28 protein-coding genes are annotated in these 26,402 nt (G+C 48.0%); 6 read left to right on the top strand and 22 right to left on the bottom strand.

Going from position 1 to position 26,402, the window contains the following annotated elements; translation table 11 throughout:
* Together trpD and ACTHS4_RS02515 are read right to left on the bottom strand one after the other, a co-directional pair.
* A complete protein-coding gene (trpD, locus tag ACTHS4_RS02520) occupies window positions 1–1,029 on the bottom strand; it encodes an anthranilate phosphoribosyltransferase (protein ID WP_440365462.1) in 1,029 nt (342 codons plus the stop codon).
* Window positions 1,030–1,117: 88 nt separating this feature from the next.
* Window positions 1,118–1,708: an aminodeoxychorismate/anthranilate synthase component II gene (locus ACTHS4_RS02515; RefSeq protein WP_070826177.1), complete on the bottom strand. Its 591-nt coding sequence runs from the start codon at window positions 1,706–1,708 to the stop codon at window positions 1,118–1,120.
* 175 nt (window positions 1,709–1,883) lie between these two features.
* On the opposite strand from ACTHS4_RS02515, the gene ACTHS4_RS02510 reads away from it, so the two are divergent.
* The 3 genes from ACTHS4_RS02510 to kdsA all read left to right on the top strand — a co-directional run bounded on the left by ACTHS4_RS02510 (window position 1,884) and on the right by kdsA (window position 4,804).
* A complete protein-coding gene (locus tag ACTHS4_RS02510; protein WP_070826178.1) occupies window positions 1,884–3,425 on the top strand; it encodes a YdgA family protein in 1,542 nt (513 codons plus the stop codon).
* Window positions 3,426–3,503: 78 nt separating this feature from the next.
* On the top strand, window positions 3,504–3,887 hold the full coding sequence (gene panD / locus ACTHS4_RS02505; RefSeq protein WP_003678944.1) for an aspartate 1-decarboxylase: 384 nt from the start codon (window positions 3,504–3,506) through the stop codon (window positions 3,885–3,887).
* Between the two features lie 74 nt (window positions 3,888–3,961).
* Window positions 3,962–4,804, top strand: coding sequence for a 3-deoxy-8-phosphooctulonate synthase (kdsA, locus tag ACTHS4_RS02500; protein WP_371460125.1), 843 nt, complete (start codon window positions 3,962–3,964; stop codon window positions 4,802–4,804).
* Between the two features lie 57 nt (window positions 4,805–4,861).
* Here the strand turns inward: kdsA and mutL are convergent, their stop codons facing one another.
* The 10 genes from mutL to ACTHS4_RS02450 all read right to left on the bottom strand — a co-directional run bounded on the left by mutL (window position 4,862) and on the right by ACTHS4_RS02450 (window position 14,378).
* Window positions 4,862–6,838, bottom strand: a complete 1,977-nt coding sequence (gene mutL, locus ACTHS4_RS02495) for a DNA mismatch repair endonuclease MutL (protein WP_371460124.1) — start codon at window positions 6,836–6,838, stop codon at window positions 4,862–4,864.
* A gap of 36 nt (window positions 6,839–6,874) precedes the next feature.
* Window positions 6,875–7,357: a GNAT family N-acetyltransferase gene (locus tag ACTHS4_RS02490; protein WP_003678948.1), complete on the bottom strand. Its 483-nt coding sequence runs from the start codon at window positions 7,355–7,357 to the stop codon at window positions 6,875–6,877.
* 72 nt (window positions 7,358–7,429) lie between these two features.
* Window positions 7,430–8,566 carry a 5-(carboxyamino)imidazole ribonucleotide synthase gene (locus ACTHS4_RS02485; RefSeq protein WP_070826181.1) on the bottom strand — a complete coding sequence of 379 codons (1,137 nt, stop codon included), beginning with the start codon at window positions 8,564–8,566 and terminating at the stop codon, window positions 7,430–7,432.
* Between the two features lie 83 nt (window positions 8,567–8,649).
* A complete protein-coding gene (locus ACTHS4_RS02480) occupies window positions 8,650–9,219 on the bottom strand; it encodes an RNA 2'-phosphotransferase (RefSeq protein ID WP_070826182.1) in 570 nt (189 codons plus the stop codon).
* Between the two features lie 98 nt (window positions 9,220–9,317).
* Entirely contained in the window at window positions 9,318–10,751 is a 1,434-nt protein-coding gene (locus ACTHS4_RS02475) for a hypothetical protein (RefSeq protein WP_440365461.1), read from the bottom strand.
* A 3-nt stretch (window positions 10,752–10,754) separates the two neighbouring features.
* Window positions 10,755–11,369: a hypothetical protein gene (locus tag ACTHS4_RS02470; protein WP_070826184.1), complete on the bottom strand. Its 615-nt coding sequence runs from the start codon at window positions 11,367–11,369 to the stop codon at window positions 10,755–10,757.
* Window positions 11,370–11,378: 9 nt separating this feature from the next.
* Window positions 11,379–11,579, bottom strand: coding sequence for a hypothetical protein (locus ACTHS4_RS02465; protein WP_141761461.1), 201 nt, complete (start codon window positions 11,577–11,579; stop codon window positions 11,379–11,381).
* A 125-nt stretch (window positions 11,580–11,704) separates the two neighbouring features.
* Window positions 11,705–12,325 (bottom strand): hypothetical protein, encoded by a 621-nt coding sequence (locus tag ACTHS4_RS02460; protein ID WP_084824585.1) that lies wholly within the window; start codon window positions 12,323–12,325, stop codon window positions 11,705–11,707.
* Window positions 12,326–12,389: 64 nt separating this feature from the next.
* A complete protein-coding gene (gene trpE / locus ACTHS4_RS02455) occupies window positions 12,390–13,865 on the bottom strand; it encodes an anthranilate synthase component I (protein ID WP_070826187.1) in 1,476 nt (491 codons plus the stop codon).
* Between the two features lie 135 nt (window positions 13,866–14,000).
* Window positions 14,001–14,378: a hypothetical protein gene (locus ACTHS4_RS02450; RefSeq protein WP_285069921.1), complete on the bottom strand. Its 378-nt coding sequence runs from the start codon at window positions 14,376–14,378 to the stop codon at window positions 14,001–14,003.
* A 136-nt stretch (window positions 14,379–14,514) separates the two neighbouring features.
* Here ACTHS4_RS02450 and ACTHS4_RS02445 point away from each other — a divergent pair, with 136 nt between their 5' ends.
* Entirely contained in the window at window positions 14,515–15,135 is a 621-nt protein-coding gene (locus ACTHS4_RS02445; protein ID WP_285069922.1) for a Smr/MutS family protein, read from the top strand.
* Between the two features lie 52 nt (window positions 15,136–15,187).
* Here ACTHS4_RS02445 and ACTHS4_RS02440 read toward each other — a convergent pair whose 3' ends face one another.
* The 6 genes from ACTHS4_RS02440 to dnaB all read right to left on the bottom strand — a co-directional run bounded on the left by ACTHS4_RS02440 (window position 15,188) and on the right by dnaB (window position 20,047).
* A complete protein-coding gene (locus ACTHS4_RS02440) occupies window positions 15,188–15,688 on the bottom strand; it encodes a PilX family type IV pilin (RefSeq protein ID WP_070712654.1) in 501 nt (166 codons plus the stop codon).
* Between the two features lie 4 nt (window positions 15,689–15,692).
* Window positions 15,693–16,238, bottom strand: a complete 546-nt coding sequence (locus tag ACTHS4_RS02435; RefSeq protein ID WP_285069923.1) for a pilus assembly PilX family protein — start codon at window positions 16,236–16,238, stop codon at window positions 15,693–15,695.
* Entirely contained in the window at window positions 16,217–17,152 is a 936-nt protein-coding gene (locus tag ACTHS4_RS02430) for a PilW family protein (protein ID WP_070826192.1), read from the bottom strand. The genes ACTHS4_RS02435 and ACTHS4_RS02430 overlap by 22 nt, the downstream gene beginning before the upstream one ends.
* Window positions 17,153–17,154: 2 nt before the next feature.
* Complete coding sequence (gene pilV, locus ACTHS4_RS02425; RefSeq protein ID WP_210402766.1) at window positions 17,155–17,802, bottom strand: type IV pilus modification protein PilV; 648 nt, start codon at window positions 17,800–17,802, stop codon at window positions 17,155–17,157.
* Between the two features lie 15 nt (window positions 17,803–17,817).
* Entirely contained in the window at window positions 17,818–18,483 is a 666-nt protein-coding gene (locus tag ACTHS4_RS02420) for a pilus assembly FimT family protein (RefSeq protein WP_070826194.1), read from the bottom strand.
* Window positions 18,484–18,640: 157 nt separating this feature from the next.
* Window positions 18,641–20,047, bottom strand: a complete 1,407-nt coding sequence (gene dnaB / locus ACTHS4_RS02415; protein WP_070826195.1) for a replicative DNA helicase — start codon at window positions 20,045–20,047, stop codon at window positions 18,641–18,643.
* A gap of 154 nt (window positions 20,048–20,201) precedes the next feature.
* Here dnaB and ACTHS4_RS02410 point away from each other — a divergent pair, with 154 nt between their 5' ends.
* Both ACTHS4_RS02410 and ACTHS4_RS02405 read left to right on the top strand, forming a co-directional pair.
* Window positions 20,202–20,783: a superoxide dismutase gene (locus ACTHS4_RS02410; RefSeq protein WP_070460856.1), complete on the top strand. Its 582-nt coding sequence runs from the start codon at window positions 20,202–20,204 to the stop codon at window positions 20,781–20,783.
* Between the two features lie 223 nt (window positions 20,784–21,006).
* Entirely contained in the window at window positions 21,007–22,548 is a 1,542-nt protein-coding gene (locus ACTHS4_RS02405) for an L-lactate MFS transporter (protein ID WP_070608251.1), read from the top strand.
* Window positions 22,549–22,607: 59 nt separating this feature from the next.
* Here ACTHS4_RS02405 and ACTHS4_RS02400 read toward each other — a convergent pair whose 3' ends face one another.
* From ACTHS4_RS02400 to pilW, 4 genes are read right to left on the bottom strand one after another with little or no spacing between them, the layout of a single operon-like run.
* Entirely contained in the window at window positions 22,608–23,453 is an 846-nt protein-coding gene (locus ACTHS4_RS02400; RefSeq protein WP_070608252.1) for a DUF817 domain-containing protein, read from the bottom strand.
* A gap of 33 nt (window positions 23,454–23,486) precedes the next feature.
* Window positions 23,487–24,752, bottom strand: a complete 1,266-nt coding sequence (gene ispG / locus ACTHS4_RS02395) for a flavodoxin-dependent (E)-4-hydroxy-3-methylbut-2-enyl-diphosphate synthase (protein WP_070826285.1) — start codon at window positions 24,750–24,752, stop codon at window positions 23,487–23,489.
* A 1-nt stretch (window position 24,753) separates the two neighbouring features.
* Window positions 24,754–25,638 carry a helix-turn-helix domain-containing protein gene (locus ACTHS4_RS02390; RefSeq protein WP_371460121.1) on the bottom strand — a complete coding sequence of 295 codons (885 nt, stop codon included), beginning with the start codon at window positions 25,636–25,638 and terminating at the stop codon, window positions 24,754–24,756.
* Entirely contained in the window at window positions 25,639–26,394 is a 756-nt protein-coding gene (gene pilW, locus ACTHS4_RS02385) for a type IV pilus biogenesis/stability protein PilW (protein ID WP_063075505.1), read from the bottom strand.
* Between the last annotated feature and the right edge of the window lie 8 nt (window positions 26,395–26,402).

The raw sequence follows: 26,402 nt of genomic DNA, 5'->3' as shown, positions 1-26,402 counted from the left end.
TTAGGCAAACTGTTTGCCAAATTCGATAAATTCGTCTTTTTTGGCTTTGGCTTTACCGGAATCGATGGCTTCTTGAGCGGCTTTGACACCGTCTGCCAGCGAAGCGACCACGTTTCCTGCGTAGAGCGCGGCGGCGGCATTGAGGACGACGATATCGCGTGCGGCACCGGCTTTGCCGTCCAGTACTTCGTTCATTTTTTGCAGGGATTCTTGCGCATTTTCGACTTTGATTTCGTCCAAATTGCGGCGGACCTCCATGCCGAAATCGGCTGGGCTGATGTCGTATTCGGTAATTTTTCCGTCTTTCAGTTCGGCAACGCGGGTTTTGCCGGTCAGCGTGATTTCATCCAAACCGCCTTCGCCGCACACGACCAAAACATGTTTGGAACCAAGCTGTTGCAATACGCGGGAAAGAATGCCGCATAAGTCGATGTGGAACACGCCCAAGAGTTGGTTTGCCGCGCTGGCAGGATTGGTCAGCGGACCCAAAATATTGAAGATGCTGCGGAAGCCGAGCGAACGACGGACAGGGGCAACATAGCGCATGGCGCTGTGGTGGTTGGGTGCGAACATAAAGCCGATACCGGTTTGCTGGATGCTTTGGGCAACCTGTTCGGGGTTGAGGTTGAGGTTGGCGCCCATTTGTTCCATGACATCGGCGGCGCCGCTGGATGAAGAAACGGAGCGGCCGCCGTGTTTGGCGACCTTCGCGCCTGCCGCCGCTGCGACAAACATGGAAGTCGTGGAAATATTGAAGGTTTTGGCACCGTCGCCGCCTGTGCCGACAATATCGACCAAGTCATCGGCGTTTTCAAGCGGCACTTTGGTGGCAAATTCGCGCATTACGCTGGCTGCGGCGGTAATCTCGGAAACGGTTTCAACTTTAATCCGCAGGCCGGTTAGAATGGCGGCGATTTGCTCGGGCGGAACTTGGCCGCTCATGATTTGGCGCATGAGGTCGGTCATTTCATCGTAGAAAAGTTCGTTGTTGCTGATGAGGCGTTCAATCGCTTGTTGAGGGGTAATCATGATTTTTCCTTTGTTCGTGTCCGATGTGATTCAGGCCGTCTGAAAATGCAGTTTGAACACTGTCAAACTCCTTTCAGACGGCCTTTCATTAAGATTTTTGCGGGCGATAGTCTTTGAATTCTTCCAAGAAGTTTTTCAGCATATCGTAGCCGTGTTCGGTCAGCAGGGCTTCGGGGTGGAACTGTACGCCTTCGACGGCATATTCCTTATGGCGTACGCCCATGATTTCGCCGTCTTCCGTCCATGCGGTAATTTCGAGGCAGTCAGGCAGGGTGGCGCGGTCGATGGCCAGGCTGTGGTAGCGCGTGCAGTTGACCGGATTGGGCAGGTCTTTAAACATGCCTGTGCCGTGATGGAAAACGGGGGAGACTTTGCCGTGCATCATTGTTTGCGCGCGCACGACATTGCCGCCGAATGCTTCGCCCATGGTTTGATGGCCGAGACACACGCCCATGATGGGCAGCCTGCCGGCAAAGTGCTGCATGGCCGCAACAGAAATGCCTGCTTCTTTCGGGGAGCAAGGGCCCGGGCCGATGACCAGATATTGCGGTTTCAGGGTCTCGATTTCTTCGATGGTGATTTCATCGTTGCAACGTACCAAAACTTCCTGCCCCAATTCGGCAAAGTATTGGACGATGTTGTAGGTGAAGCTGTCGTAGTTATCAATGAATAAAAGCATTTGCAAACCTTTAATGACATTTTGGCAGACAGGATAAGGCCCGTCAAAAGTGTAAAAATCGTTTATGTTTGCATAATATCACAATCTTTACCTAAAGGCCGTCTGAAACGGCGGATAAGACAAAACAGCTAAAAAATGCTATGCTTTACGCTTTGAACCTAATCTGTTTGAAGTGATGAAAAAGTATCTTATCCCGACTGCCGCCGTTGTTGTCGCCGCTGCGCTCGGCACGCCTTATTATCTTGGTGTCAAAGCGGAAGAAAGCCTGACCGAGCAACAAAAGCTGTTGCAGGAATCCGGTTTCCTGACCGTTGAATCCCACCAATACGATCGCGGCTGGTTCAGTTCAACCGAGACGACCGTCATCCGCCTCAAGCCGACCCTGCTTCAAAATACGCAAAAATACCTGCCGGACAATTTGAAAACCGTCCTGCAAGAGCCGATTACGGTCATCAACCACGTAACACACGGCCCGTTTGCCGGCGGCTTCGGCACGCGTGCACACGTGGAAACCGAGTTCCAATACTATCCGGAAACCAAAAAAGTTTTAGACCGCTTCTTCGGCCAGCAAACGCCGGTGACCATGACCAATACGGTTTACCTTTCCGGCGACGGCAAACTCAGCCTCAATATCCCCGCCTTCGACTATGAAGAGCTTTCCGGTATCAAGCTCAACTGGAAAGGCTTTGGCGGCAATACCGATTACAGCCAAGGCTTCAAAAGCTATCGCCACGATTATCTTGCGCCGTCTTTACAAGTCAAATTGGCCGACAAAGGCGATGTGTCTTTGGAAAACCTGCGCTTCCAATCCGAAACGGAAGACGGCCTGACCAAACTTGCTTTGGGCAAGAGCAGCATTACGCTGGATAAATTCCTGCTGCAATGGAAAGAAAATATCGATTACAACGTTAAGTTGAACGAATTGGTCAACCTTGTGACCAACCTGCAAATCGGTGCGTTTATCAATCCGACCGGCACGATTGCTCCGTCTAAAATCGAAGTCAGCAAACTGCGTTTCGATACCCAGACCAGCGAAGTCGATAAATTCATCAACAGTGAAGGCCGCTTCCAATTTGAAAGCCTGACTTATGGCGAAGACAAATACGGCCCTCTGGACATCAATGTCGCTGCTGAGCATTTGGATGCGGCATCACTTTTGGCATTGAAAAACAAAATTGCCGAAGTGTCCGTGAAGAAAATGAGCGAAGAAGAAATTCAGGCTTCCTTGATTCAGACGGCCAAAAACGAGGCTTCGGGCCTGTTTACCAATAATCCGGTTTTGAACGTCAAAACCTTCAAATTCACCATGCCTCATGGCGATGTCGATGTCAGCGGCAAACTCGCGTTTAAAGGTTTGGCGACCAAAGACCTCAACAATTTGGGCGATATGTTGAAGAAAACCGAAGCCGACTTCAATATGAGCGTACCGCAAAAATTGTTGGAGCAGCTCGCCGTCAACCAAGCCAGCAGCCTGTTTAGCGTTAATGCCGAAGATGAAGCCGCAGGCCGTGCCAGCATCGACGATATTAACGAGACCTTGCGCCTGATGGTGGACAGCACCATTAAAAGCATGGCAAGTGAGAAATATCTGACCTTAGAAAACGATAATGTCAAAACCCATCTGACTCTGCAAAATAGCGAGTTGAAATTAAACGGAAAAGTCCTTCAAAGCAACCCGGAACCCGAGTTTGACGAATCAGACTTTCCCAATAACTAATCCTCAATAACACAAACAGCGGTTTTAACTTCCCAGAAGTTAAAACCGCAAATCAACCCACAATCAAAAAGGAAACCCATGTTCCGTACCATGCTCGGCGGCAAAATCCACCGTGCCACCGTTACCGAAGCCGACCTCAACTACGTCGGCAGTATTACCGTTGACCAAGATCTGCTGGATGCGGCAGGTATTTGCGTGAACGAAAAAGTCGCCATCGTCAACAATAACAACGGCGAACGTCTTGAAACCTACACCATTCCCGGCGAACGCGGCAGCGGCGTCGTTTGCCTCAATGGCGCGGCCGCGCGTTTGGTTCAAAAAGGAGACATCGTGATTATCATGTCTTACGTCATGTTGTCCGAACCCGAAATTGCAGCGCATGAGCCGAAAGTCGTCCTCGTCGATGAGAACAATAAAATCCGCGACGTGATTTCTTATGAGCCGCCGCACACCGTGTTGTAATATTCAAACAAAGGCCGTCTGAAACGTTTCAGACGGCCTGTTTCCCAAATTCAACTTATCTGAAAGGCTTTGCCGTGAATATCCAAATCAACAACATCACCGTCAGCAACGATGCGCCCTTTACCCTTTTCGGCGGCATCAATGTCCTTGAAGACCTCGACTCTACGCTGAAGGCCTGTGAGCAATACGTTAAAGTAACCGATAAGCTCGGCATCCCTTACGTTTTCAAAGCCTCTTTCGACAAGGCAAACCGCTCTTCCATCCACTCTTTCCGCGGTGTGGGTCTGGACGAAGGCATGAAGATTTTTCAAGCGGTGAAACGCGAGTTTAACGTTCCCGTAATTACTGACGTTCACGAGCCTTACCAATGCCAGCCGGTTGCCGAAGTCTGCGATGTCATCCAGCTGCCTGCCTTCTTGGCACGTCAAACCGATTTGGTGGTGGCAATGGCGAAAACCGGCAATGTCATCAACATCAAAAAGCCGCAATTTCTCAGCCCGTCTCAAATGAAAAACATCGTCGAGAAATTCCAAGAAGCAGGCAACGAGCAAATCATTTTGTGCGAACGCGGCGCAAACTTCGGCTACGACAATTTGGTGGTCGATATGCTCGGCTTTGGTGTGATGAAAAAAACGTGTAACAACCTGCCCGTTATTTTTGACGTAACCCATTCCCTGCAAACGCGCGAATCCGGTGCAACCGCATCAGGTGGCCGTCGCGCCCAAGTATTGGACTTGGCGCTTGCCGGTATGGCAACCCGATTGGCCGGTTTGTTCCTTGAATCTCATGCCAATCCCGACCAAGCCAAATGCGATGGCCCAAGCGCATTGCCGCTTGCCCAATTGGAAGATTTCCTGACCCGTGTTAAAGCAATCGATGAAACCGTGAAATCGTTTGTGCCTATGGATATTCGTTAAGGGCAAATAAGTTAAAAGGCCGTCTGAAAGTATTTTCAGACGGCCTTTTTATTAGCGTTACTGTCCGCGTAAAAACAACGCATCCAATTCTTTTAAAGTCAGTTTGACCCAAGTTGGACGGCCGTGGTTGCACTGGTTGCTGCGCGGCGTATTTTCCATATCGCGCAGGAGCGCATTCATTTCCGGCAGGGTAAGCCGACGGCCGGCGCGGACGGAGCCGTGGCAGGACATGGTGGCGAGGATGTGGTTTTCGTGTTCTTCGATGGTTTCGCTGCTGCCGACTTGGGCGAGTTCTTCCAAAACATCTTTCGCTAGTGAAACGACGTCGGCTTTACCGAGCATAGCGGGAACTGCACGGACGGCAAGGGTATTGCCGCCCATGTCGGACAATTCTAAGCCAAAGCCTGCCAGCGTTTCGGCATGATCTGCAAGGGCGGCGCATTCTTCGTGGGATGCGGCAAAGGTTACAGGAATGAGCAGGCGCTGGCTTTGCAGGTTGCCGTTTTCCTGACGTTGGCGTTTCATTTTCTCGTAGTTGACGCGTTCGGCGGCAGCGTGCATATCGATGAGCAGCAGGCTGTCTTCGGCTTGGGCAAGAATGTAGATGCCTAATAGTTGGGCAATGGCAAAGCCGAGAGGCGGCAATTCGGATTGGGATGGGATGCCGTCTGAAAGCGGCGTATCTGTTTGGGGAGTAAGCGTTTCAGACGGCATATTGCCAAAACGTGCCTGTTCGAATTGGCTTAACTCAAGGTCGATGTCGTCGGTTTTTTTGTAAAGCTCGGCGTAAGTATTCATGGCTGCACGGCTTTCGCGCAGGGACAGGCTGTGTTGTTGCGGCGCGCGCGCAGCTTGGTAAGGCATAGGCGCGGTTTTGCCTGATGAGCCAAAGGCATTGCGTGTATCGGGTTTGTTGCCTGTCGGATAGTTGGATGCGCTATCAAACAGATTTTCGCCGTCGTTTTCAGACGGCATTGGGGCAGACGTAACGCCGGTAATGTCATGCAGCACTTCGCCTGCGTTGCTGACGCTTTCGGTCAAGTCGGCACGCGTATCGGCAAGGGCTTTGTTGAGCGTGTGGAACACAAGTTGATGCACCTGCTGGCTGTCACGGAAGCGGATTTCGGTTTTGGTCGGGTGGACGTTGACATCTACGGCTTCGGGCGGCAGGTCGAGGAAGAGGACGAAAGCAGGCGTCAGTGCGTTGTGCAATACGTCGCGGTATGCCTGCTTGACGGCATGGAGCATGACTTTGTCGCGGACAAAACGATGGTTGACGAAGCAGTATTGTTTGTCGGTTTTGCCTTTGGCGAAAGTCGGTTTGGCAATCGCGCCATAGAGCCGCAGCGAGCCATTGCCGCTGTCAATTTCCAATGAGGCCGTCTGAAAATCATCGCCGACGATGGCGGCAATCCGTTCATGCAGGCTTTGTGCAGGAAGTTTGAATACTTGCTTGCCGTCGCGTTTGAGTGAGAAGGCAATGTGCGGATGCGCCAGCGCAAGGCGTTCGAGCATGGTGGCGCAGTGGGCGTATTCGGTGTTTTCGGATTTGAGGAACTTGCGCCGCGCCGGTGTATTGAAGAAGAGTTCGGCGGCCTCGATGGTGGTGCCGATGGGGTGGGCGGCTGCTGTAGGGCTGCTGAGTTTGCCGTCTTCGGCTTTGACTTGGGTCGCGTGCGAACTGTCTTCTTGACGGCTAGTCAGGGTCAGGCGGCTGACGGAGGCGATGCTTGCCAAACCTTCGCCTCGAAAGCCCATGCTGGCAACGTGTTCCAAATCGTTTAAGGTTTTGATTTTGCTGGTGGCGTGGCGGTGGAGTGCGAGTTCGATGTCGTCGGGGTGGATGCCGCCGCCGTTGTCGCTGACGCGGATGAGGCGGATGCCGCCGCCGGCCAGCTCGACATCAATCGCCGTTGCGCCTGCATCGATACTGTTTTCAACGATTTCTTTTAAGGCGTTGGCAGGGCGTTCGACCACTTCGCCGGCGGCGATTTGGTTGACAAGATGGTCGGGCAGGGCGGCAATTCGGGACATCGGTTTCTTTCAAAAAAGCAACGGAGGAAGAGAAAATTACAGGTATTTGCGCATCAATTCGCATTCGACGCGGACAGTTTTGTTCAGCTGTAACACGGCAGTACCGAGCGACTCGTAGCGGTTGAGGCGATAAAAAGGCACGGAATTGAGTGAAGCATACAGTTTGAGAAAGCTGAGGCCTGCATTTCGTGCCATTTCTTCGGCACGGCTGAGCAGAGCCGTACCCAAGCCGAGATTGTGGAAGAGCGGATGGACGTATAAGGCGTCCAGTTGCGCTTCTTTGAAATCGACTTGGAAGAAGCCTTGAATCAGCCCTTTGTATTCGACCACCCACAAGGCTTTGTTTTTGTCGGAGATGGTTTCTAAATAGCTGTTGATGTCGAGCAGACTTTCCCATGTGTGCATAATGGTTTCATCGTAACTGCGGATGCAGGCGTATTGAACGGCATGCAGATGGGCATTGTGTATGGCTTGGCAGTCTTTTTCGGTTGCCGGACGGAGGATGGTCAGAAGGCTCATGGCGGATGGTCGGAAAAATTGATTTCAGACGGCCTTTGGCAATCAAAGGCCGTCTGAAAAAAGTGGGTAAGGTTACAGGCTTTGATGTAAGGTTTGTGCGGTTTGGAATGCGTTGTCCGCATCGTTGGCCAAGACGGTAAAGTGGCCCATTTTTCGGCCTTTGCGCGCGGCTTTTTTACCGTAAAGATGCAGATGTGCATTCGGGTTGCTTTGCAACGGCAGCCATTCGGGTTCGCCGCCATCTTCCTTCCAAACGTCGCCCAAAATATTTGCCATACAGCAAGAGCTCAGCAATTTAGTGTCAGCCGGAGGCAGGTTGCACATCAGGCGGACCTGTTGCTGGAATTGGTCTGCCGCGCAGGCGTCGATGGTATGGTGGCCGGAATTGTGCGGACGCGGTGCGATTTCGTTAACGACCAATTCATGCGTGTCGCCGACAACAAACATTTCTACCGCCAATACGCCGACGTAGTTCAATTCATCGGCCAAACGCTGTGCCATTTGTCGCGCCTGTTGCTGAATGTCGGCACTCAGACGCGCAGGGACGATGGAGTAGGCGAGGATACCGTTTTCGTGAATGTTTTCGGCAGGGTCGAAAGTTTGCACGTTGTCATTGTTCAGACGGCATACGATAACGGAAATCTCGCCGCGCAAGTCCACCATTTTTTCTAAAACGCAATCCACGTCGCCGTGTTCGGCAAATGCGGCTTTGAGTTCATCCAATGTTTTTACGCGGATTTGGCCTTTGCCGTCGTAGCCCAAAGTGGCAGTTTTCAAGATGCCGGGCAAAAATTGTACGCTTTCTTCAGTAATGTCTTCGGCCTTGCAAACTGCTTGATATGGTGCGGTTTGCAGACCTGCTTTTCGTATCCATGCCTTTTCCTGAATGCGGTTTTGCGCGATGGCAACGCAGTCGCCGCTGGGGGAAACATTGGTATGTTTGGCGAGAAAACGCATCGCGCCGGCATTGACGTTTTCAAACTCGGTCGTAACTGCCGCGCATTTTGCTAATTCTTCCAAAGCTGCTTCATCATCAAATGGCGCGCATAAATGGCAGTCGGCAAATTCCGCTGCCGGCGCATTCGGGTCGGGATCGAGTACGGTTACTTTGTAGCCCATGGTTTTGGCAGCAACAGTAAACATTCTGCCTAATTGTCCGCCGCCAAGAATGCCGAGCATAGCAGGAGGGAGGATGGGGGATGTGTTCATGGATAATCGCTTTATGAAGAAATTGGGTAGGGTGTTTGCAGGCCGTCTGAAAAGGGTTTATGGGTTTCAGACGGCCTGATGTTTTAAAGTTTGCCGATAAATTGCGGCGGAACGTTTTCAGTTAACCATACGCCGTTGTCCGCCAGATAAAATTGGTGTCCTGCTGCAAGCATGGCGACAGTGTCGATGGTCAATACAACAGGCTTGCCGTGGCGGGAGCCGACGTTGACGGCTGTTTCGGCATCGGCAGACAGATGGACAAAATGGCGCGAGGCAGAATGCAGGCCTTGCTCCAAAATAGATGGAACGGAGCGCTCAGCCGTACCGTGATACAAAATCTGAGGAGGCGTTGCCACTTTGTGTTCGATTTGAACTTGTGCCGTCGAATGACCTTGTGCAGCGCGGATACGTTTGCCGTCTTCAGAAAGGGTAAACCTTTTTTTATCGTTGTTTTCGACCACTTCCAACAATATTTCGTAGGTCAGCGGATTGCCCGTAAAGTCGCGATCGGGATGGTTTACCTGCGTCAGTAGGGTATCAATATCCACCCAGCCGTCTTTATCCAAAGTAATGCCGATTTGCTCGGGATGATGGCGCAAGATAAAGCTGAGGAATTTGCTGATGGATTTTAGTTGTTTTTCGTTTAGTATCATTATGCCCATTTTAGACTGATATAGTTTAGAAGATCAGTATTTAATTTTTATAGTAGCCTAAAAATTTCTAGAGATTATAGGCTTTACTTTTGACAGTATTAACGAACTATTCCCATACTTTGTGAATGATTCATCTGTTTTTCCATTTCACGTTGTTCAGCTTCTAACTGAAAGTTTTGTTCAGTTTTCAGTATATCTTTAAAGCTTTCTCTAGAATCAATGTTCATTGCTTCATTGACATCAACTTTAGCGATTCGGAGAAAAGCATTATCCTTATGCATGACGCCCAGACAGTTATCTTTTGTGATATTGAATGCCATAATTTCAGGAAGTTTTTTAGCATAGGCTTCAGCGGTTAAGGCCGTAATACTGTTCTGAATACTGTCTTCTGAATAAGGCAGATGATGTTTTTTTATAAATTCAGTAAATTTGTCTGTAATTTGCGCGTGAAGTTTTTGCGCCTGCTCTGGCATATTTTTGAGAGAATAAGGATAGTTCTGCTCTTCGGTTTCAGATTTAGGGTTAGTAATCGGAACATACTCAAATTGATTGTCACCATTGATGGTATGATCAAAGTATTGCGGTGTTTTCGGGTGGGATTTGTCGTAATATACTCTGCGGCGGTTTCCATCACCCAAGTCTAGGCCGTTGATCTCGAGCTGACGCTCTTCCAGTCCCAGCCCCTTCATATCGATGACCAGCTTGGCTTTTGGGTCATGTGCGTAATGCTTGCGCACGATGTAGCTGATGACGCGCGCCGCGTAGCTGTTGCGGTAGTCCGATTCGCCGTGCGGTCCCAAACGGATCTGGTCACCGGGTTGGTCGAAATAGGTTTTGGCCAGAATTTCCTGCTGATTATTGGAAATGGTCATATCGGAGTTGAATTTCAGACCTTTGGTAGGGATAATTTTTCCTTTTGGATCATTGTTTTGATAGAGTTGGTATAGTTTTTCATCTAAAAAATACTGCTCGTATCCGAATCCGGTTCCGACAACCTCTTGCAGGCTGAGCTTGGTTTTCCCCTGCTGTTTCTGTTCGTAGCTGACGACGGCATTCCAGCCCGCAATCATTGCCAACGCCTCATCGTTGCGTTCAGCATCCTGCAACGTTTTTGCAGGCCTCGTATAGTCTTTGCGCTTGGCATCGCTTTCTGCAATTTTGTCGATTTCGGCAAGTACCCGGTTTTCCGTTTCTTTATGTCCCTGTTCGTAGTAAAAGAAACCGTGCTGGATTTCGTGTCCGAGTTGGAAGATAAGAGATTTTTGTTCGGCCGAAGTTTCCAATTTTAGCAAGTTGATGGAAATTTGTTTTTTTTCTGAACTATAGCTCGCTCCGGCATGAGGATTTTGGTTGACAGTTATCTTATCCAAATAGCCTTTTTCTGCTGCCGTATTGAGCCTTTCGTTTAATGCAGGGGAAGCAGTTACTGCAGCAAGCAGATTACGGTATTCATCTGACTTTTTGCCGTTAGGTAGAGAGTTTTGGGCAAAGTTGTCTAAAACAGTTTGCAGCTTAGGATTGATTTTATTCATTTTCTACAAACCTTTTTTAAAAACAAGAAAGGTAATTTCATTGATACAGTCATGCAATACTTTTTCTTTGCTTTCCCCTTGGTAGAACACATTAAGATGAGATTTATATCCATCCGGATACGTTTTTACGTAACCATTAAAAGGTCTGCCCATATGTCCTTTACCTGTGTAAATAAACCCCGCCTGCTCCAGCAGCGGATGGAAATGATCCAAATCCATCTGGCAAATCGGTGTGGCAGGGAGATTCCCCCCTCCATCACCGAAATGTAAGCGCATTTTTCCGGATTGATCTTTTGTAAAATTAATTGACCAGATCCAATCGCTGTCGCCAAACTTATTACCGATATAAAAATCACTATAACCGTCTGTGCGTTCCAGCAACTTTAAATTCATCACTTTCCCTGCCGTTTCAATCTCAAAATCCTCAGGCGATTGGGCATAGCGTAAGAAATCCAATACCTTGGTCAATACTTCGGGTGCGGTCAGATTAGGTCTTCCGGCAATCTGCTGTTTATTTTGATTCATAGTGTTACCCTCCTTTGCGGGCATGGGTTTTACGGTAGAACAGGCTGAAAGCAGCAGCCCGACGGTCAATACGGTTGCGATTGTGTATTTCATGGGGTTCTTTCAAAACTGGGAAGCTGATCTTTCAGATGGCCTTTTGTCAAGAAACGTCGTCTGAAACAGCAGCCTCGTTTCCAGCTGAGACAGATTAATAGAAATCCGAGTTTCCTCCGTATTATAGCTGGCGCCGGCATGCGGATTTTTATTGACCGCCAGTTTGTCCAAATAGCCCTTTTCCGCTGCGGTATTGAGGCGTTCGGTCAATACGGGTGATGCCGTTACGGTGGCAATCAGATTGCGGTATTCGTTTGAGTTTTTGCCGTTGGGGAGCGAATTTTGGGCAAAGTCGTCCAATATCTTTGCAGTTGAGGATTGATCTGACTCATGTTTTATGACTCCGGCTTGAAAATATCGAAAGTAATTTCATTGATGCATTTATGCAGTACTTTTTCTGCACTTCCCCCCTGATAAAAGACTTGGAGATCTGCTTCGTAGCCATTCGGATATTTTTTTTCATAGCCGTTGAAAGGCTTGCTTAAGCGTCCCTTCCCTGTATAGGTAAACCCCGCCTGCTCCAGAAGTGGATGGAACTGATCCAAATCCATCTGGCAAATCGGTGTGGCAGGGGGATACCCCCCTCCATCACCGAAATATAAACGCATTGTCCCACTTTTATCCAAATCGAAATTAATCCACCAGCTCCAGCCGGTATTTCCAAAATTATTACCTGCATAAAAATCCCATGGCGATTTTTCTTCTTTGCTATATGGGGCAAGTTTCATTTTCATCACCTTTTCCGCCGTTTCAATCCGGAAGTCCTCAGGCGATTGGGCATAGCGTAAGAAATCCAATACCTTAGTCAATACTTCGGGTGCGGTCAGGTTTGGTCTTCCAGGTGTGGTTTGTATATTCTGATTTATGGTTTTACTCTCTTTTGTAGGCATTGTGTTGACGGAAGAACAGGCTGAAAGCAGCCCGACAGTTAATATAATTGCGGTTCCGTATTTCATGGTTTTTTTCTTTAGAGATAAGTTTTCTTTTGGATAAACTTCAGTCAAAAAGGCCATCTGAAAATTATTTATCCAATCCTTCTTGCACCATTTGTGCTGCGCGGATTACTGCGCGGGCTTTATTTTGAGTTTCCTGCCATTCGGATGTTGGGTCGGAGTCGGCAACTATGCCTGCGCCACTTTGGACGAAGAGGGTATTGTTTTTAATCACGGCAGTACGGATGGCAATGGCTAAGTCCATGTCGTTGTTGAAACTCCATACGCCGACTGCGCCGCCGTAGATGCCGCGTTTGCTTGGTTCGACTTCTTCGATGATCTCCATGGCGCGGACTTTGGGTGCGCCTGAAAGTGTGCCTGCCGGGAAGGTGGCGGCGAGGATGTCCATGTTGGTCATACCGTCTTTCAGACGGCCTTCGACGTTGGAGACGATGTGCATTACATGGGAGTATTTTTCAATCACCATTTTGTCGGTGACTTTGACTTCGCCGGTTTTACTGATACGGCCGACGTCGTTACGTCCTAAGTCAATCAACATGACGTGTTCGGCAATTTCTTTGGCATCGCTCAGCAGGTCTTGCTCGTTGGCGAGGTCTTCGGCTGGTGTTTTGCCACGCAGGCGTGTACCGGCGATAGGACGGACGATGACATCGTCGCGTTCGCGGCGGACGAGGATTTCAGGCGAAGAGCCGACAATATGGAAATCGCTGAAATCGTAGTAGAACATATACGGCGATGGGTTCAGCGTACGCAGGGCGCGGTAGAGGGCAAGCGGATTGTCGGTAAATTCCATGCTCATGCGTTGACTGGGGACAACCTGCATGCAGTCGCCTGCAAAGATGTAGTCTTTGATTTTGTTGACGCAGACTTTGAAAGGTTCTTCTTCAAATTCGCTGACTGCTTGGGTTTGTTTGCTGCCAAGGGAAAGCGGGATGGCGCAACTTTGGCGTAACTGGGTACGGATGTCTTCAAGTCGTTCGCGCGCGCGTTCGTAGCCGTTGGCTTGAGACGGATCGGCATAAACAATCAGGTAGATTTTGCCGCTTAGGTTATCCACTACGGCAAGCTCTTGCGAGAGCATCAGGAGGATGTCGGGCGTACCGAGCGGATCGGCTTTGGCCGTATGTTTCAGGCGGTGGGCAAAATGTTCAAAATTGTAGATGGTTTCATAACCGAAATAGCCGACCAGGCCGCCGGTAAAGCGTGGCAGGCTTGGGATTTCGGGCGTTTTGAAGCGGTTGTGGAAGGCTTCGATAAAGGGCAGGGGATTGCCGTCGTGTTGTTCGACGATTTCGCCGTTTTGATACACATCGACATGTTTGCCGCTGGTTTTGAGATAATGGCTGCAAGGCAGACCGATAAAGGAATAGCGGCCGAAGCGTTCGCCACCGACAACGGATTCGAGCAGGTAGGTGAAAGGCTTGTTGGCAAGTTTGAGGTAGATTGAGAGCGGTGTGTCCAAGTCGGCAAGCAGCTCTTGAACGAGTGGAATGCGGTTGTAACCTTGTGCGGCTTGGGCTTGGTATTCTTGTTTGCTGATCATCTTGATAAGTCTTTCAGACGGCCTGTTTTAGGGTGTTAAATCGTGTGAAGAGTATAGCATTTTATTGGGATTGTTGACAGTCTGAGCGTTATGTCAGATATGGAAAACGCCGTCTGAAAAAGACGGCGGGAGGTATCAGGCAAGGGTATTGGAGATTTTGTTTTTCCGGCTTCGTTTCCACTTGAAGAGATAAGCGGCAATAACGGGAATCAGGGCAATAATGGATTTGAATGTCCAGCCTGAATACCATGTACCTTCGGGAACATCGCTTGCAAGCCAAGTGAAGTACGGCCACCAACAGGCAACTAGGCTGCCGAGGAACAGCGGCCAAATATGACGGCTTAAGTTGCGCTGCCATAAAAGGAAACAGATGGCTGCCCAAACAAAAGTCAGTACGGTAATCAGGAGGATGGTGTAGGCATCTGAAATCAGGATGGCGGCAAAGTAGTAGCTGAGTCCGACCCATAATAGGGCAAGTATCAAGACGATGATTTCTTCCGGGCGTTTAAACATATTTTCTCTCTTTTATAAGACTGGCAATGCGTTAATACTATACCCTAAACAAGAAGCGATGATAAGAGTCTTTCAGACGGCCTTATAGCCGGGTTTGCTATAATGGGTGCAATCAATTTTTTGGAAAGGACAAACCATGACGGCAAACTTTCAAGAAACGCTGAAGGCTTTGGGTAAACAGGCGAAAAAGGAAGCCGCGGAGCGGGAAGCCGAAGCGAAGGCTACAAAGCAGGTAGAGGATGTGGATTTCAGCAAGGCAGTTGGTAAGGTTACACCGTTGAAAAATGCCAGTAACTATTATGAACAGCCTCGTGATAAATCTCCGATCAAGCCGCGACCTAAAGAAATGGCGACTTTGGAGCAGGAAGATTATTTTTATGTAGGCAGCGGCGGCTGGGAAGAACCGCCGGCTTCGTTCAGTAAAAACGGGCAGGGTAAAAATGATTTGATGCGTTTGCGAAACGGTCATTATCCTGTGGTAGCGGATGTAGATTTGCACGGCTATACGCAGGAAGAAGCGCAGCAGGTACTGAATGAATTTATTGAATTTACGAAAAAACGCGGCGTTTGCGGCGAGATTGTCCACGGCAGCGGCTTGGGTTCTTCAGGCTATAAACCGGTTTTAAAAAATATGACGCGCCGTTGGTTGATGCAGCATCCTGATGTGTTGGCTTATGTCGAGCCTCGACAAGGTAATGATGGCGCCGTCAGGATTTTGTTGAAACGCCAACGCCGAGACGATGATTGGAAACGGTAAAATATAAAAAGCAGTGTCGATAAAATGACACTGCTTTTTTATGTTTATCAGACTAAGAAGATTTCTTTTTGGAAACCGATTCGCAACCTTTGCCATTGGTCATTGTAGTTTTGGACTTATCGGCAGAATCAATATCAGTACATTTGTAAGCATTGCCCAAACTATCCATCCAAACGGAAAGGGTATAGCCTGTTTTTGTGGGAATGGCTTTCAAACGATAGGCCCGGCTTTTATTGATATCTTCGGCAGAGTATTTCATTTCGGCAGAGTATTTGTATTTGTCTGCCAAATCTTTATGGCCTTTGTATTTGGAAATAAAGTCATCCAACTCGATTTTAATCTCATTAGTTTTCCACTTTGGATTTTTAACCATCTGGTTTTTAAAAGCAGAATTGATGGCAACTAACTCGGCATGCGCTTGTGATTGGTAGCCTCGTTCAATGTAGCGGTTGTAAGAAGGAATGGCAATGACGCTCAGGATGGCTAAGATGGCGACGGCAATCATCATCTCAACCAGCGTAAAGCCTAGTTGTTGGGTAGAGGTGGTATTCATTTTATTATTCGCTGGCAACGTAAGACTGAAGAACGACTTGGGTATTGGCATTCTTACCCCATGCCTTGGCGGTAACGCGGTAGGTAATTCGACCCTCAGTAGTTTTGCCTAAATATTCGATAATGTAGCGTGGATTGTTTGCGATGCCGCTTTTTTTATCTAACGGATATTCCATACCATTGGTGTCAATACACAGGTTTTTGTCGCATTTGCGCTTCCAAGCATCTACGGTTGGGCTACCCTCTTCAGTAAAATCGCCATTGGATTTGACGTTTGGTGTGGAACATAAACCTTTTTCACATTTTGCGGTAAAAGTAGTCTTTTTCCCTTCAATATCAAAAATTTGATTTTCACCTTCACGCAATGCCGCTTCGGCCAAAGTGGTTGCCAGTTTGCGGTCGGCATCGTTGGTGCTGATACGCTGTTCGGTATTGTAGGACTGGGTAGCTGTGACCACGAGCAGGGCGATGACGACCATCATCATTAAAACGATAAACAAAGCATAGCCCTGCTGCCGGTCAGGTTTGATTAGAGTGATCGGTCGGCGCATACGTTTCCTCCGCGGATAGTGGCATTAATATTATAGATATCGACTTTATTGTCTTGTTCTTTTGATGAGTCAATACTGCCGTTATTCAGTACGATTTGGATAGAAGCCGGAGACTTAGCCTCAGCTGAGATATCCAATGCGTTTTTGTAATCAAATGATTCTGTATTTACTCCGCTGGCAGATGCATTTTCAGAATTAGGACATTCTGCATAGATATAGTGGATATCCATAGCAGTGATGCCTTTAATCAACAGCTGCGGGTTACTCCATGAGCCATCATTTGATAATTGGAAACGGAACAAACCGCTCTCTTCGCCAAGTTTACCGACAGCGTAGGCAATCATTTCATGTTTCATAATGGCGATACTGCCGTCTTGATCAGAGTCGTTAATTTTTAAAGCCATTTTTGCCGCCGCCAAATCTTTAATTTCTGTTTGAGGTTTGGCAATACCGAAACAGCTGCTGGCAATGGCAGTTTTTGCAGCAGGGTTTGCTTTGTCGATTCCATATTGAAACAGCAGGGCTTTGCCGGTTTGAGCAAAACCTGCATAGCCTAATTTATTGATTTCTTTAACTGGCAACAGCTTATTCACACCAGCTGTTTTCAATGTGTATTCATCCGAGCCTTTGTCTTCTATTACTGCAGAGGCGGGAGAATTCGACATGTTGAAGCAACCGAAATTGCCTGCCATACGCGCATCGCGGACGATCATGTTGGCGGTGTTGCGCAAATCTTGCTGGATACCGATGCGGGAGTTGGCAGATTTGTTTAATCCGCGTGCAGTGAAGTAGGTGGAGCTGACAGCCATTAAGACGATCATACTGAGCAGGCTGGCAACCAGAAATTCAAGGATACTGAAACCGCGCATCGCGGTTTTATTGGAAATATGGTTGAGTAAGCGTTTATTGTTCATTGTTAGTCTCTTACGCGTGATTGGTAGGTATAGACAACGTGATGCCCCGATTTATTGAGATTTTTTGCGCTATTTTCTTCTTCGACATCTTGCAACCATAAAACTTTAACGATGGTCGTGTCGCCTTTGCCATCGCATTTTGCGTTAAACCCATTTTCGTAAGTTGGCTCTGCACCGGAAGAATCTTTGCAGATGGTTGAGAACACTTGGGCTTCGGGAAGGGCTTTGGCTAAGTCGGCCTTAAACTGTGCAATTTGAGCCTGTGCAAGTTGGGCTTTGCTCATTTTGGCTTCAAATTTTCCAGTTTGTTTAGAGTCGGATTTTAGATAGGCATCATAGGATTTTTTATAACGGGAGGTTTTTTCCCCTGTAGTATCGGTTTCTTCAGAGAGCTTTGGGTTAATGAGCATGCCTTCGATCAGATTTTGCGTAATTTGGGCGACTGTGGTTTGATTTTCAGACTCGCGCACGTTGGATACGGTACGCAATTGAACAGCCAGCAGGGCGAGTACGCCGATAGCAAGGACAAACATGGCAATCAAAACTTCAATCAGGGTCATACCTGATTGAAGTTTTGGAGTAGAGCTTGTTGAGCTTGTTTTCAGACGGCCTTTAAATGATCTGAGATGAGTAGGATTAGTAATGTTCATAAGATACCGTTGTTATTATTTGGAAGTGTATTCGCACATTTTGCGCTCATCGTTTTTAGCACAGATTTCGACATGCCCATTGCCATTAATTAAAAGTACGGTAGCACGGGCTTTCTTGGTTTCAGCATCGGCAGCGGATTTATCTGTCAGGCTGATTTTGATGTGGCCGTCTGAAAATTGATAATTCTTGCCATCGGTCGAATGGCCAAATGTACCATTGGGCAGGAATCTCCACCAGACTTCTTTTGAAGCTGAAGTAGAGAGGGCAGAACGGTCATTGCCGATAGGGATGTAGTCGAAGCTGTATTCTACTTTGTCGGTGCCTCCATTGAGAATAATGGAGCGGACGGATAAATCGACTGTATCGTTTTTATAGTTGGAATCTCCGTTTTTATCGGCGTAGGCCAACATACCATTACCGGCATATTTGGAATTGCAACCGTTATTGGGCGATCCATCGGATTTGATTTTGACCGGGCAGATGTAAACGGGAAGATTGAGACGGACGGCCTCATTTCGCGCGAAGCGCAGCAGATTGGCAATTTGCTCTGCTTGCGATGCCGCACGTCTGGAGGCAATCCATTGATTCATATTGGGAAGTGCGATGACGGCCATTACTGCTGCAATAGTAATGACGATCAGCAACTCAATTAGAGTGAAGCCTTTTTGTGTCTGATACATGAGTGATTTTTGGTAGTAATGTGTTGGGGTAACCGACGTTTTCTCTTTTGCATTTGCCTGTGGCAATGCTTTTGCTTTTATTGGATTTATTCTAAACGATTTTGGAATGCGTGACTAATAAAATATGAAATTCGGTTAGTTTTTCAGATAACCTGTCTCAATCTTCCATCAACATGGATTCTGGAACATAGGCGGCATTATCAAATTTGGTAAATTGACCCATCCAAGTGAGGAATACTTTCCCGACGGGACCGTTACGGTGTTTACCGATAATACATTCCGCCAAGCCTTTTGCGGGTGATTCTGAGTTGTAGTATTCGTCGCGATACATAAACATAATCAAGTCGGCATCTTGTTCGATTGCGCCGGATTCACGCAAGTCGGACATCATCGGGCGTTTGTCGGTACGTTGCTCAACCGTACGGCTCAACTGCGACAGGGCAATGACGGGAACTTGCAATTCTTTAGCCAATGCTTTGAGGGAGCGCGAAATTTCGCCAAGCTCGGAAGCGCGGTTGTCAGAACGGCCGGAACCTGACATTAATTGCAGATAGTCGATGACGATCAAGCCCAATTTGCCGTTGAACTGGCGCGCAAGACGGCGGGCGCGGGCGCGGAGTTCGAGCGCGGTCAAACCCGGAGTTTCATCGATATATATTGGTGCATCGGAGAGTTTAACAACTGCTTCGTTCAGACGGCCCCAGTGTTCGTCTTGCAATCTGCCGGTTTTTAAAACGCTTTGGTCTAAACGTCCGACTGAACTCAGCATACGCATAACCAGCTGCGCACCGCCCATCTCCATCGAAAATACGGCGACAGGCAGTTTGCCCTCTACGGCAACGTGTTCTGCGATGTTGATCGAAAAGGCGGTTTTACCCATAGACGGACGGCCCGCCACGATAATCAAATCGCCCGGTTGAAGGCCTGATGTTTTTTTGTCGAGGTCGATAAAACCTGTCGATATGCCGGTTACCTCATCAGGATTGTCGCGCGAATAAAGCATATCGATGCGCTCGACCACTTCTTTCAAAAGGTCGGGCATCTCAAGGAAGCCTTGTTTGGATTTGGCGGTACTTTCGGCGATTTGGAATACTTTGTTTTCTGCCTCGTCCAAAAGCTGGCCTGCATCACGCCCTTGCGGATTGTATGCGCTGCGTGCAATTTCTGTACCGACTTCGGCAAGCTGGCGCATGATGGAACGCTCGCGCACGATTTCGGCGTAGCGGCGGATATTGGCTGCGGATGGTGTGTTTTGCGCCAGTGTAATCAGATAGTTGAATCCGCCTGCCGCTTCCAATTCTTCATTGCGTTCCAAATTTTCTTGGACGGTAATAACGTCGGCAGGACGGCTTTCATTAATCAGGTTGGCAATCGCACGAAAAATCAGGCGGTGTTCGTGGCGATAGAAATCCTCGCCGGAAACGACATCAGCAATACGGTCCCAAGCAGAATTTTCCAGCATCAAGCCGCCCAATACGGATTGCTCCGCTTCAGTGGAATGTGGCGGCAGTGACAATGCGCTGATTTCACGGTCTTCAGACGGCATATCGGAATAATTGCTCATGACGGGCATCTCTGGCTGGAAAATTGCAATCCACTATTATAGCGCAGTGTAAGTTCAATTGGTTTGTTTAGGCTAAAGCAGGTAAAATAGCAATGTTGTCGATTTGACAACACACACTACCAAAATATAAATATCAATAATTAGGAGCATAAAAATGGAACACAAGCTGCCACAATTGCCTTATGAACTGGATGCGTTGTCCCCTCATCTGACCAAAGAAACTTTGGAGTTTCACTACGGCAAACACCATCAAACTTACATCACCAATTTGAACAATCAAATCAAAGGCACTGAGTTTGAAGAAATGCCTTTGGAAGAAATCCTGAAAAAATCTTCCGGCGGTATGTTCAACAACGCTGCCCAAACGTGGAACCATACTTTCTACTGGCTGGGCTTTACCCCTAAAGGCCAAGGCAAACCTGCCGGCGAATTGGCTGCGGCCATCGATGCCAAATGGGGCAGCTTCGAGAAATTCCAAGAAGCGTTCGATGCTTGCGCGGCCGGTACTTTCGGCTCTGGTTGGGCATGGTTGGTGAAAACGCCTGCCGGTGAATTGGATCTGGTTTCTACTTCTAATGCAGGTACTCCGCTGACTACTGAAAACACTCCGCTGTTGACTTGCGACGTATGGGAACACGCCTACTACATCGACTACCGTAACAGCCGTCCTAACTACCTGAAAGGTTTCTGGGAAATTGTTAACTGGGATGAAGTTGCCAAACGCTTTGCCGCATAAAACGATATGAATGAAAAGGCCGTCTGAAAAATTTTCAGACGGCCTTTTTGTCGATATGGGTGTGAAGAAATGGTTTAGATGAATGTTTTTTCTGTCTGATGCGCAAAATTATCATGGAGCAGAAAAAAGGATAAACGGGAGATTATGCTAAAATATTGTCAACAATTTTCTGATTTCGCATGATATGGAATCAGCGTTTGACACACATAGACAAGAGGATTTTATGAAATTTCTAGACCGTGAGGCAACCATTGCCAAACCCGGCTTTAATCGTTGGCTGGTACCGCCTGCCGCTTTGGCCGTACATCTTGCCATCGGGCAGATATACGCTTATTCCGTGTTCAATGCGCCGCTAACCAAGCTTATCGGTATTACTGAGTCAGCTGCAGGAGATTGGAAGCTGACCACGGTTGGTTGGATTTTTAGCATTGCCTTGGCGATGTTGGGCGCGTCTGCCGCTATGTTTGGTACTTGGATGGAACGCGTTGGGCCGCGTAAGGCGATGTTTGTTGCCGCCTGCTGTTTTAGTTTGGGCTTTTTTGTGTCGGCGATTGGCGTCCATACGCATAATCTGTTTTTGCTTTATTTGGGCAATGGTGTGATTGGCGGGGTTGGTTTGGGCTTGGGTTATATCGGGCCTGTATCGACACTGATGAAATGGTTTCCCGATAAACCGGGCATGGCGACAGGCTTGGCGATTATGGGTTTTGGCGGCGGCGCGATGTTGGCTTCGCCTTTATCCGTGTCGCTGATGAATTTTTTCTCCAGTGAAACTTCAGTTGGCGTAGCGCAGGCTTTTGTCGTTTTAGGATTGTTTTATTTGGTGTTGATGATGTTCGGCGCGTTTACGATCCGTGTACCTGCCGATGGCTGGAAACCTAAAGGTTATGTTGCGCCGAAAATCAAAAACAAATTGGTCAGCAGTAATCACGTCAATGTTTCCGAAGCCATGAAGACGCCACAATTTTGGCTCTTGTTTTGGGTGTTGTGTCTGAACGTGACAGCGGGTATCGGCGTTTTAGGTCAGGCTTCTGTCATGATTCAGGAGCTGTTTTCTGAAACTTCTGTCGGTAAACAGGCTGCCATTGGCGCAGGTGCGGCGGCAGGTTTTGTGAGCCTGTTGAGCCTGTTTAATATGGGCGGCCGATTTTTGTGGTCCAGCGTGTCCGACAAAATCGGGCGTAAAAATACTTATACTATTTTCTTTGTGCTCGGCTCGCTGTTGTATTTTGCCATTCCGTCTATTGGCGGGAGCGGTAACAAGGCTTTGTTTGTTATTGGTTTCTGCGTCATTATTTCCATGTATGGCGGCGGTTTTGCAGCGATTCCGGCGTATTTGAAGGATTTGTTCGGCACTTATCAAGTCGGTGCAATCCACGGCAGGATTTTGCTGGCATGGTCAACTGCGGCTGTTATTGGCCCGGTGTTGGTCAACTATATCCGCCAAAGCCAAATTGAAAGCGGCGTTCCGGCTGCTGAAGCTTATAGCATTACCATGTATATTATGGCGGGTTTGTTGATTGTCGGCTTATTGTGTAATTTGAGTGTCCGTTCGGTTCATGAAAAGCATCACGAAAAAGACATTAAGGTCGCGGCACATAGTGGTAACCCCGATGATGAAACCGCTGTATCCGATGCTTATCTGATCAGCAAGAAAGTATCAGCAGGTGGTATCGGCGTATGGTGGCGCTGGGCTTTGGTTTGCATTCCTTTGGGCTATGGCGTCATTATGGTGTTTGTTAAAGCCTTAAGTTTGTTTAATTGATTGTTGAAAATTAGAGGCCGTCTGAAAGTTTCAGACGGCCTTTTTTACATGTTGAACAATTAATCTTTTGATACGCTGATGGTATGTTTGATGTGTTTTAAATTCGCAACGATGGTAAAAGTCATCATCACCAGTAATGCCCATGAACTCCATTTGCTGATGTGTACCGATGCCCAAGCGCCGATTTGGTTGGGATAGCGCCAAACGCCGAATAGGGTTCCCAAATTTTCCGCCAGCCAAATAAAAAATCCAATCAGGACGAAAGCGAGCAGGAGCGGCATTTTGCGAGTGGTGTCATAGGGTGTGTACAAGACCGTTGTCCGGGCGTATAGGCCGAGAGCAAAAGCAGCGAGATACCAGCGATAGTCGCCGATATAGTGATGGGTGAAAAAATTGATATAAATCGCCAGTGCGCACAAAGTGCCCAACCAATACGGCGGATGGCTTTTGATTTTTAAGTCAAACAGCCGCCATGCTTGAATGATATAGCTGCCGACCGCAGCATACATAAAACCCGCAAACAGCGGTACGCCGCCGATTTTGGTGTATGCCTCATCCGGATAACTCCAAGATTGGATATCGCCAGATGTTTTGAACCACTCTAAAGCAAAGCCCACCAAGTGAAACAGCGTAATCGATTTGACTTCATCCCAAGTTTCCAGCTTGAAATACAGCATGGCTACTTGTACGGAGACGGCAAAAATCAGCAGCAGGTCGTAGCGCGAAATTCCCAACCAGCCTGTTTTCGGAATGAGGAACATGGCAATGAAAAACAAGCCTGCAAATAAGCAGGCTCGTGCTTCTTTTAAACCAAAAAACCAAAATTCAACGATAAAGCGTCGCCAACCATGCAAATCCTTGCGTTTGGGATGCTCAGTCAGCCAAGTATCCAGTTTGCCCAACATGTTTTCAGACGGCCTCTTTATCTTAAAAATGTTTTAGGCAGATTGAATCGGAATGACACGGTTTTGCTTACGCTTTGCGCCACCTTCGCAGTAGTTGGTTTTGACATAATCTTCAACGATTTGTAAAAACTCGGCAGCGATATTGTCGCCTTTGAGGGTGACTTTCCGCTCGCCGTCTACATAAACCGGCGCAACCGGTGTTTCGCCTGTACCTGGCAGGCTGATACCGATATCGGCAAGTTTGCTTTCGCCCGGACCATTTACCACGCAACCCATTACAGCGACGTTCAATGATTCAACGCCTGGATATTCAGTGCGCCAAACAGCCATTTTTTGGCGTAAATAGTTTTGTACGTCTTGAGCCAACTCTTGGAATACGGTACTGGTGGTACGGCCGCAACCCGGGCAGGCTGTAACCATTGGCGTAAAGGAGCGCAAGCCCATGGTTTGCAGGATTTCCTGACCGACAATGACTTCTTGTGTACGCGGAGAGCCGGGTTCGGGCGTAAGGGAAATTCGAATGGTGTCGCCGATACCTTCTTGCAACAATACGGCCAAAGCTGCGGTGGAAGCCACAATGCCCTTGCTGCCCATGCCAGCCTCAGTCAGACCGAGATGGAGCGGGTAACGGCAACGGCTGCCTAATTCGCGGTAAACCTGAATCAAGTCTTGTACGGCGCTGACCTTGCACGACAAAATGATTTTGTCTTCAGGCAAGCCCAAAGCCACAGCTTTTTCTGCCGATTCCAGCGCCGAAACAATCAAAGCCTCTTTCATGATTTCTTCAGGCGGCTTCGGTGTAGCAGAAGCTAGGTTGGCATCCATCATGCGCTTTGCAAGGCTTTGATCAAGCGAACCCCAGTTCACACCGATGCGTACGGCTTTATTGTTTTCTGCCGCTGTACGAATCATAAAGGCAAATTTCTCATCGCCTTTTGCGCCTTTGCCGACATTGCCTGGGTTGATGCGGTATTTAGACAGGGCCTTGCCGCACTCAGGAAATTCGGCTAATAAGCGTTCGCCATTAAAATGGAAATCACCAATCAAAGGCGTGGTGTAGCCCATATCGTCTAAGCGGCTGCGGATTTCGGCGACTTTGGAAGCCGCTTCCGGAGTATTGACCGTGATGCGAACCATTTCCGAGCCGGCATCGCTCAACTCTTTGACCTGTCGGGCGGTTGCTTCTGCATCTGCGGTATCGGTATTGGTCATAGATTGCACAACAACGGGCGCATCCGAACCGATGATGAGATGGTCAATTTTGACTTGATGTGTCTGACGGCGTTTAGGTGTGGTCATTTTAGTTTTTTCCTGCAACAAAAGAGGCGGATTTTTCACCGGCAACACGGTATTTCAAAGGTTCGATAGGTGTGCCGCCGTAATTGGCTTCCGAGCCGGCTGCAATACCGATCCAAACATTGTAAGGCGCGCCGCCTCTCAGACGTTGTTCGCTTCCGGCTGGAACGATACGGCTGAATACTACTTTTCCATCTTTGTCTGTAATAATCAGATTACTTCGGTATTGGACTTTAATCCAAAGTTCGTCTTTCTCAACTTTGACAGCAGGCTTCTCTTCTTGTACGGCGGCGGAAGCTGCTGAGGCTGCTTGATCATTGGCCACTTCAGGCTTATTGGTGATTTCTTTTTTGCCGTCTTCCGTCATTTCGCTAACGGCAACATTATCCGTTTTTAAGGCAGGCGTTTTCATCGTATCAGCAACATCTTTGCTGTTCTGAATATTTGCCTGCTCATTTTCAAAACTGGATTTGCTTTGCCAAAAGTAAACGCCGCCTACAGCCAAAGCCAATGCAGCTATTCCCAATATCCATTTTGGGAAGCCTTGTTTCTCAGTGTCTTTGTAGCTTAAGCCGGTGTTGGTGCTGCGTGTTACCGCGTATACATGGTCTTCAAGTTGCGGAGTAATGGAGAGCAAATGTTTGGCGATGGTTTGTTCGTCAATTTTCAGAAATCGTGCATATGAACGCAGATAGCCTGAAACAAAGACTAAACCGGGAAAACCTGAATATTCCCCTTTTTCCAAAGCATCAATTTGTTCGGCAGACAGTTTCAAACGTGAAGCAACATCTTGAATATCGATTTTGGCATCAGTTCTGTGTTTGCGTAATTCATCCCCCAATGTTTTGGCGGCTTGTGTGTCGTAGTTGATTTTATCGTTATTTTCCATTTAGTGGCCCGTTGTGACGGTTTGTAGTTCGTCTGAATAAGGGAAGTTTGCCCTAAGTTGTGCTTCGTATTCGTATGCGGCGTGTTTATTGCCCAAGGCGGTAGCCAAACGCCAGCCTAAAAGCAAATCGTCAGCCTGCAGGACATCAACTTTGCTTTGGTATTGGCGGAAATAATAGTCGGCATCGTTCAGATTGCCTGCCATCATTTTGGTTCGGGCAAGTTCTTTGAAAGCAGGGAAGAATTGCGGATTCGCTGCTAAAGACCTTTCCAAATAGGCCTGGGCTAAAGAGTATTGACCTAATCTTGCGCTGCAAATGCCTTTATTCATATTGGCAATAAAGGGGCTTGGGTAGGTTGGGTCAGCCAGTGCTTTGTCAAAATAAGCCAAAGATTCGGCTGGTGCATTCATTTGATTGCACAAGAACCAACCGTAGTTGTTGTTGACTTCCGCGCTATCAGGTTTTAAAGACAATGCTTTAAGAAAGCTTTCCTGAGCTTTATCTTTGACTTTCAAATACTGATAAATCTCGGCGCGTACCAACCAAGCAAGGTCATTTTTTGAATTGGACTTAAGCGCCTCTTCGATACTTTCGGTAGCTTGGCGGTAGTTTTGGCCGCGCATATATTCCACAGCCAGTTGGGTTTTGATATTAGAAACTTGAATGGCACGTTCTTTAGGGCTTGGGCCGGAAGAGGAAGCGCAGGCAGAAAGAGTCAGTGCGGTAAGTAAAGCGAATCCGAACTTGATTTTCATAATTAACC

Source organism: Neisseria sp. P0014.S009 (assembly GCF_051958155.1).
GTDB lineage: Bacteria > Pseudomonadota > Gammaproteobacteria > Burkholderiales > Neisseriaceae > Neisseria > Neisseria flavescens_C.
Note: the sequence above shows the minus strand (reverse complement) of the source record. Positions and strands in the feature narration are given on the sequence as shown.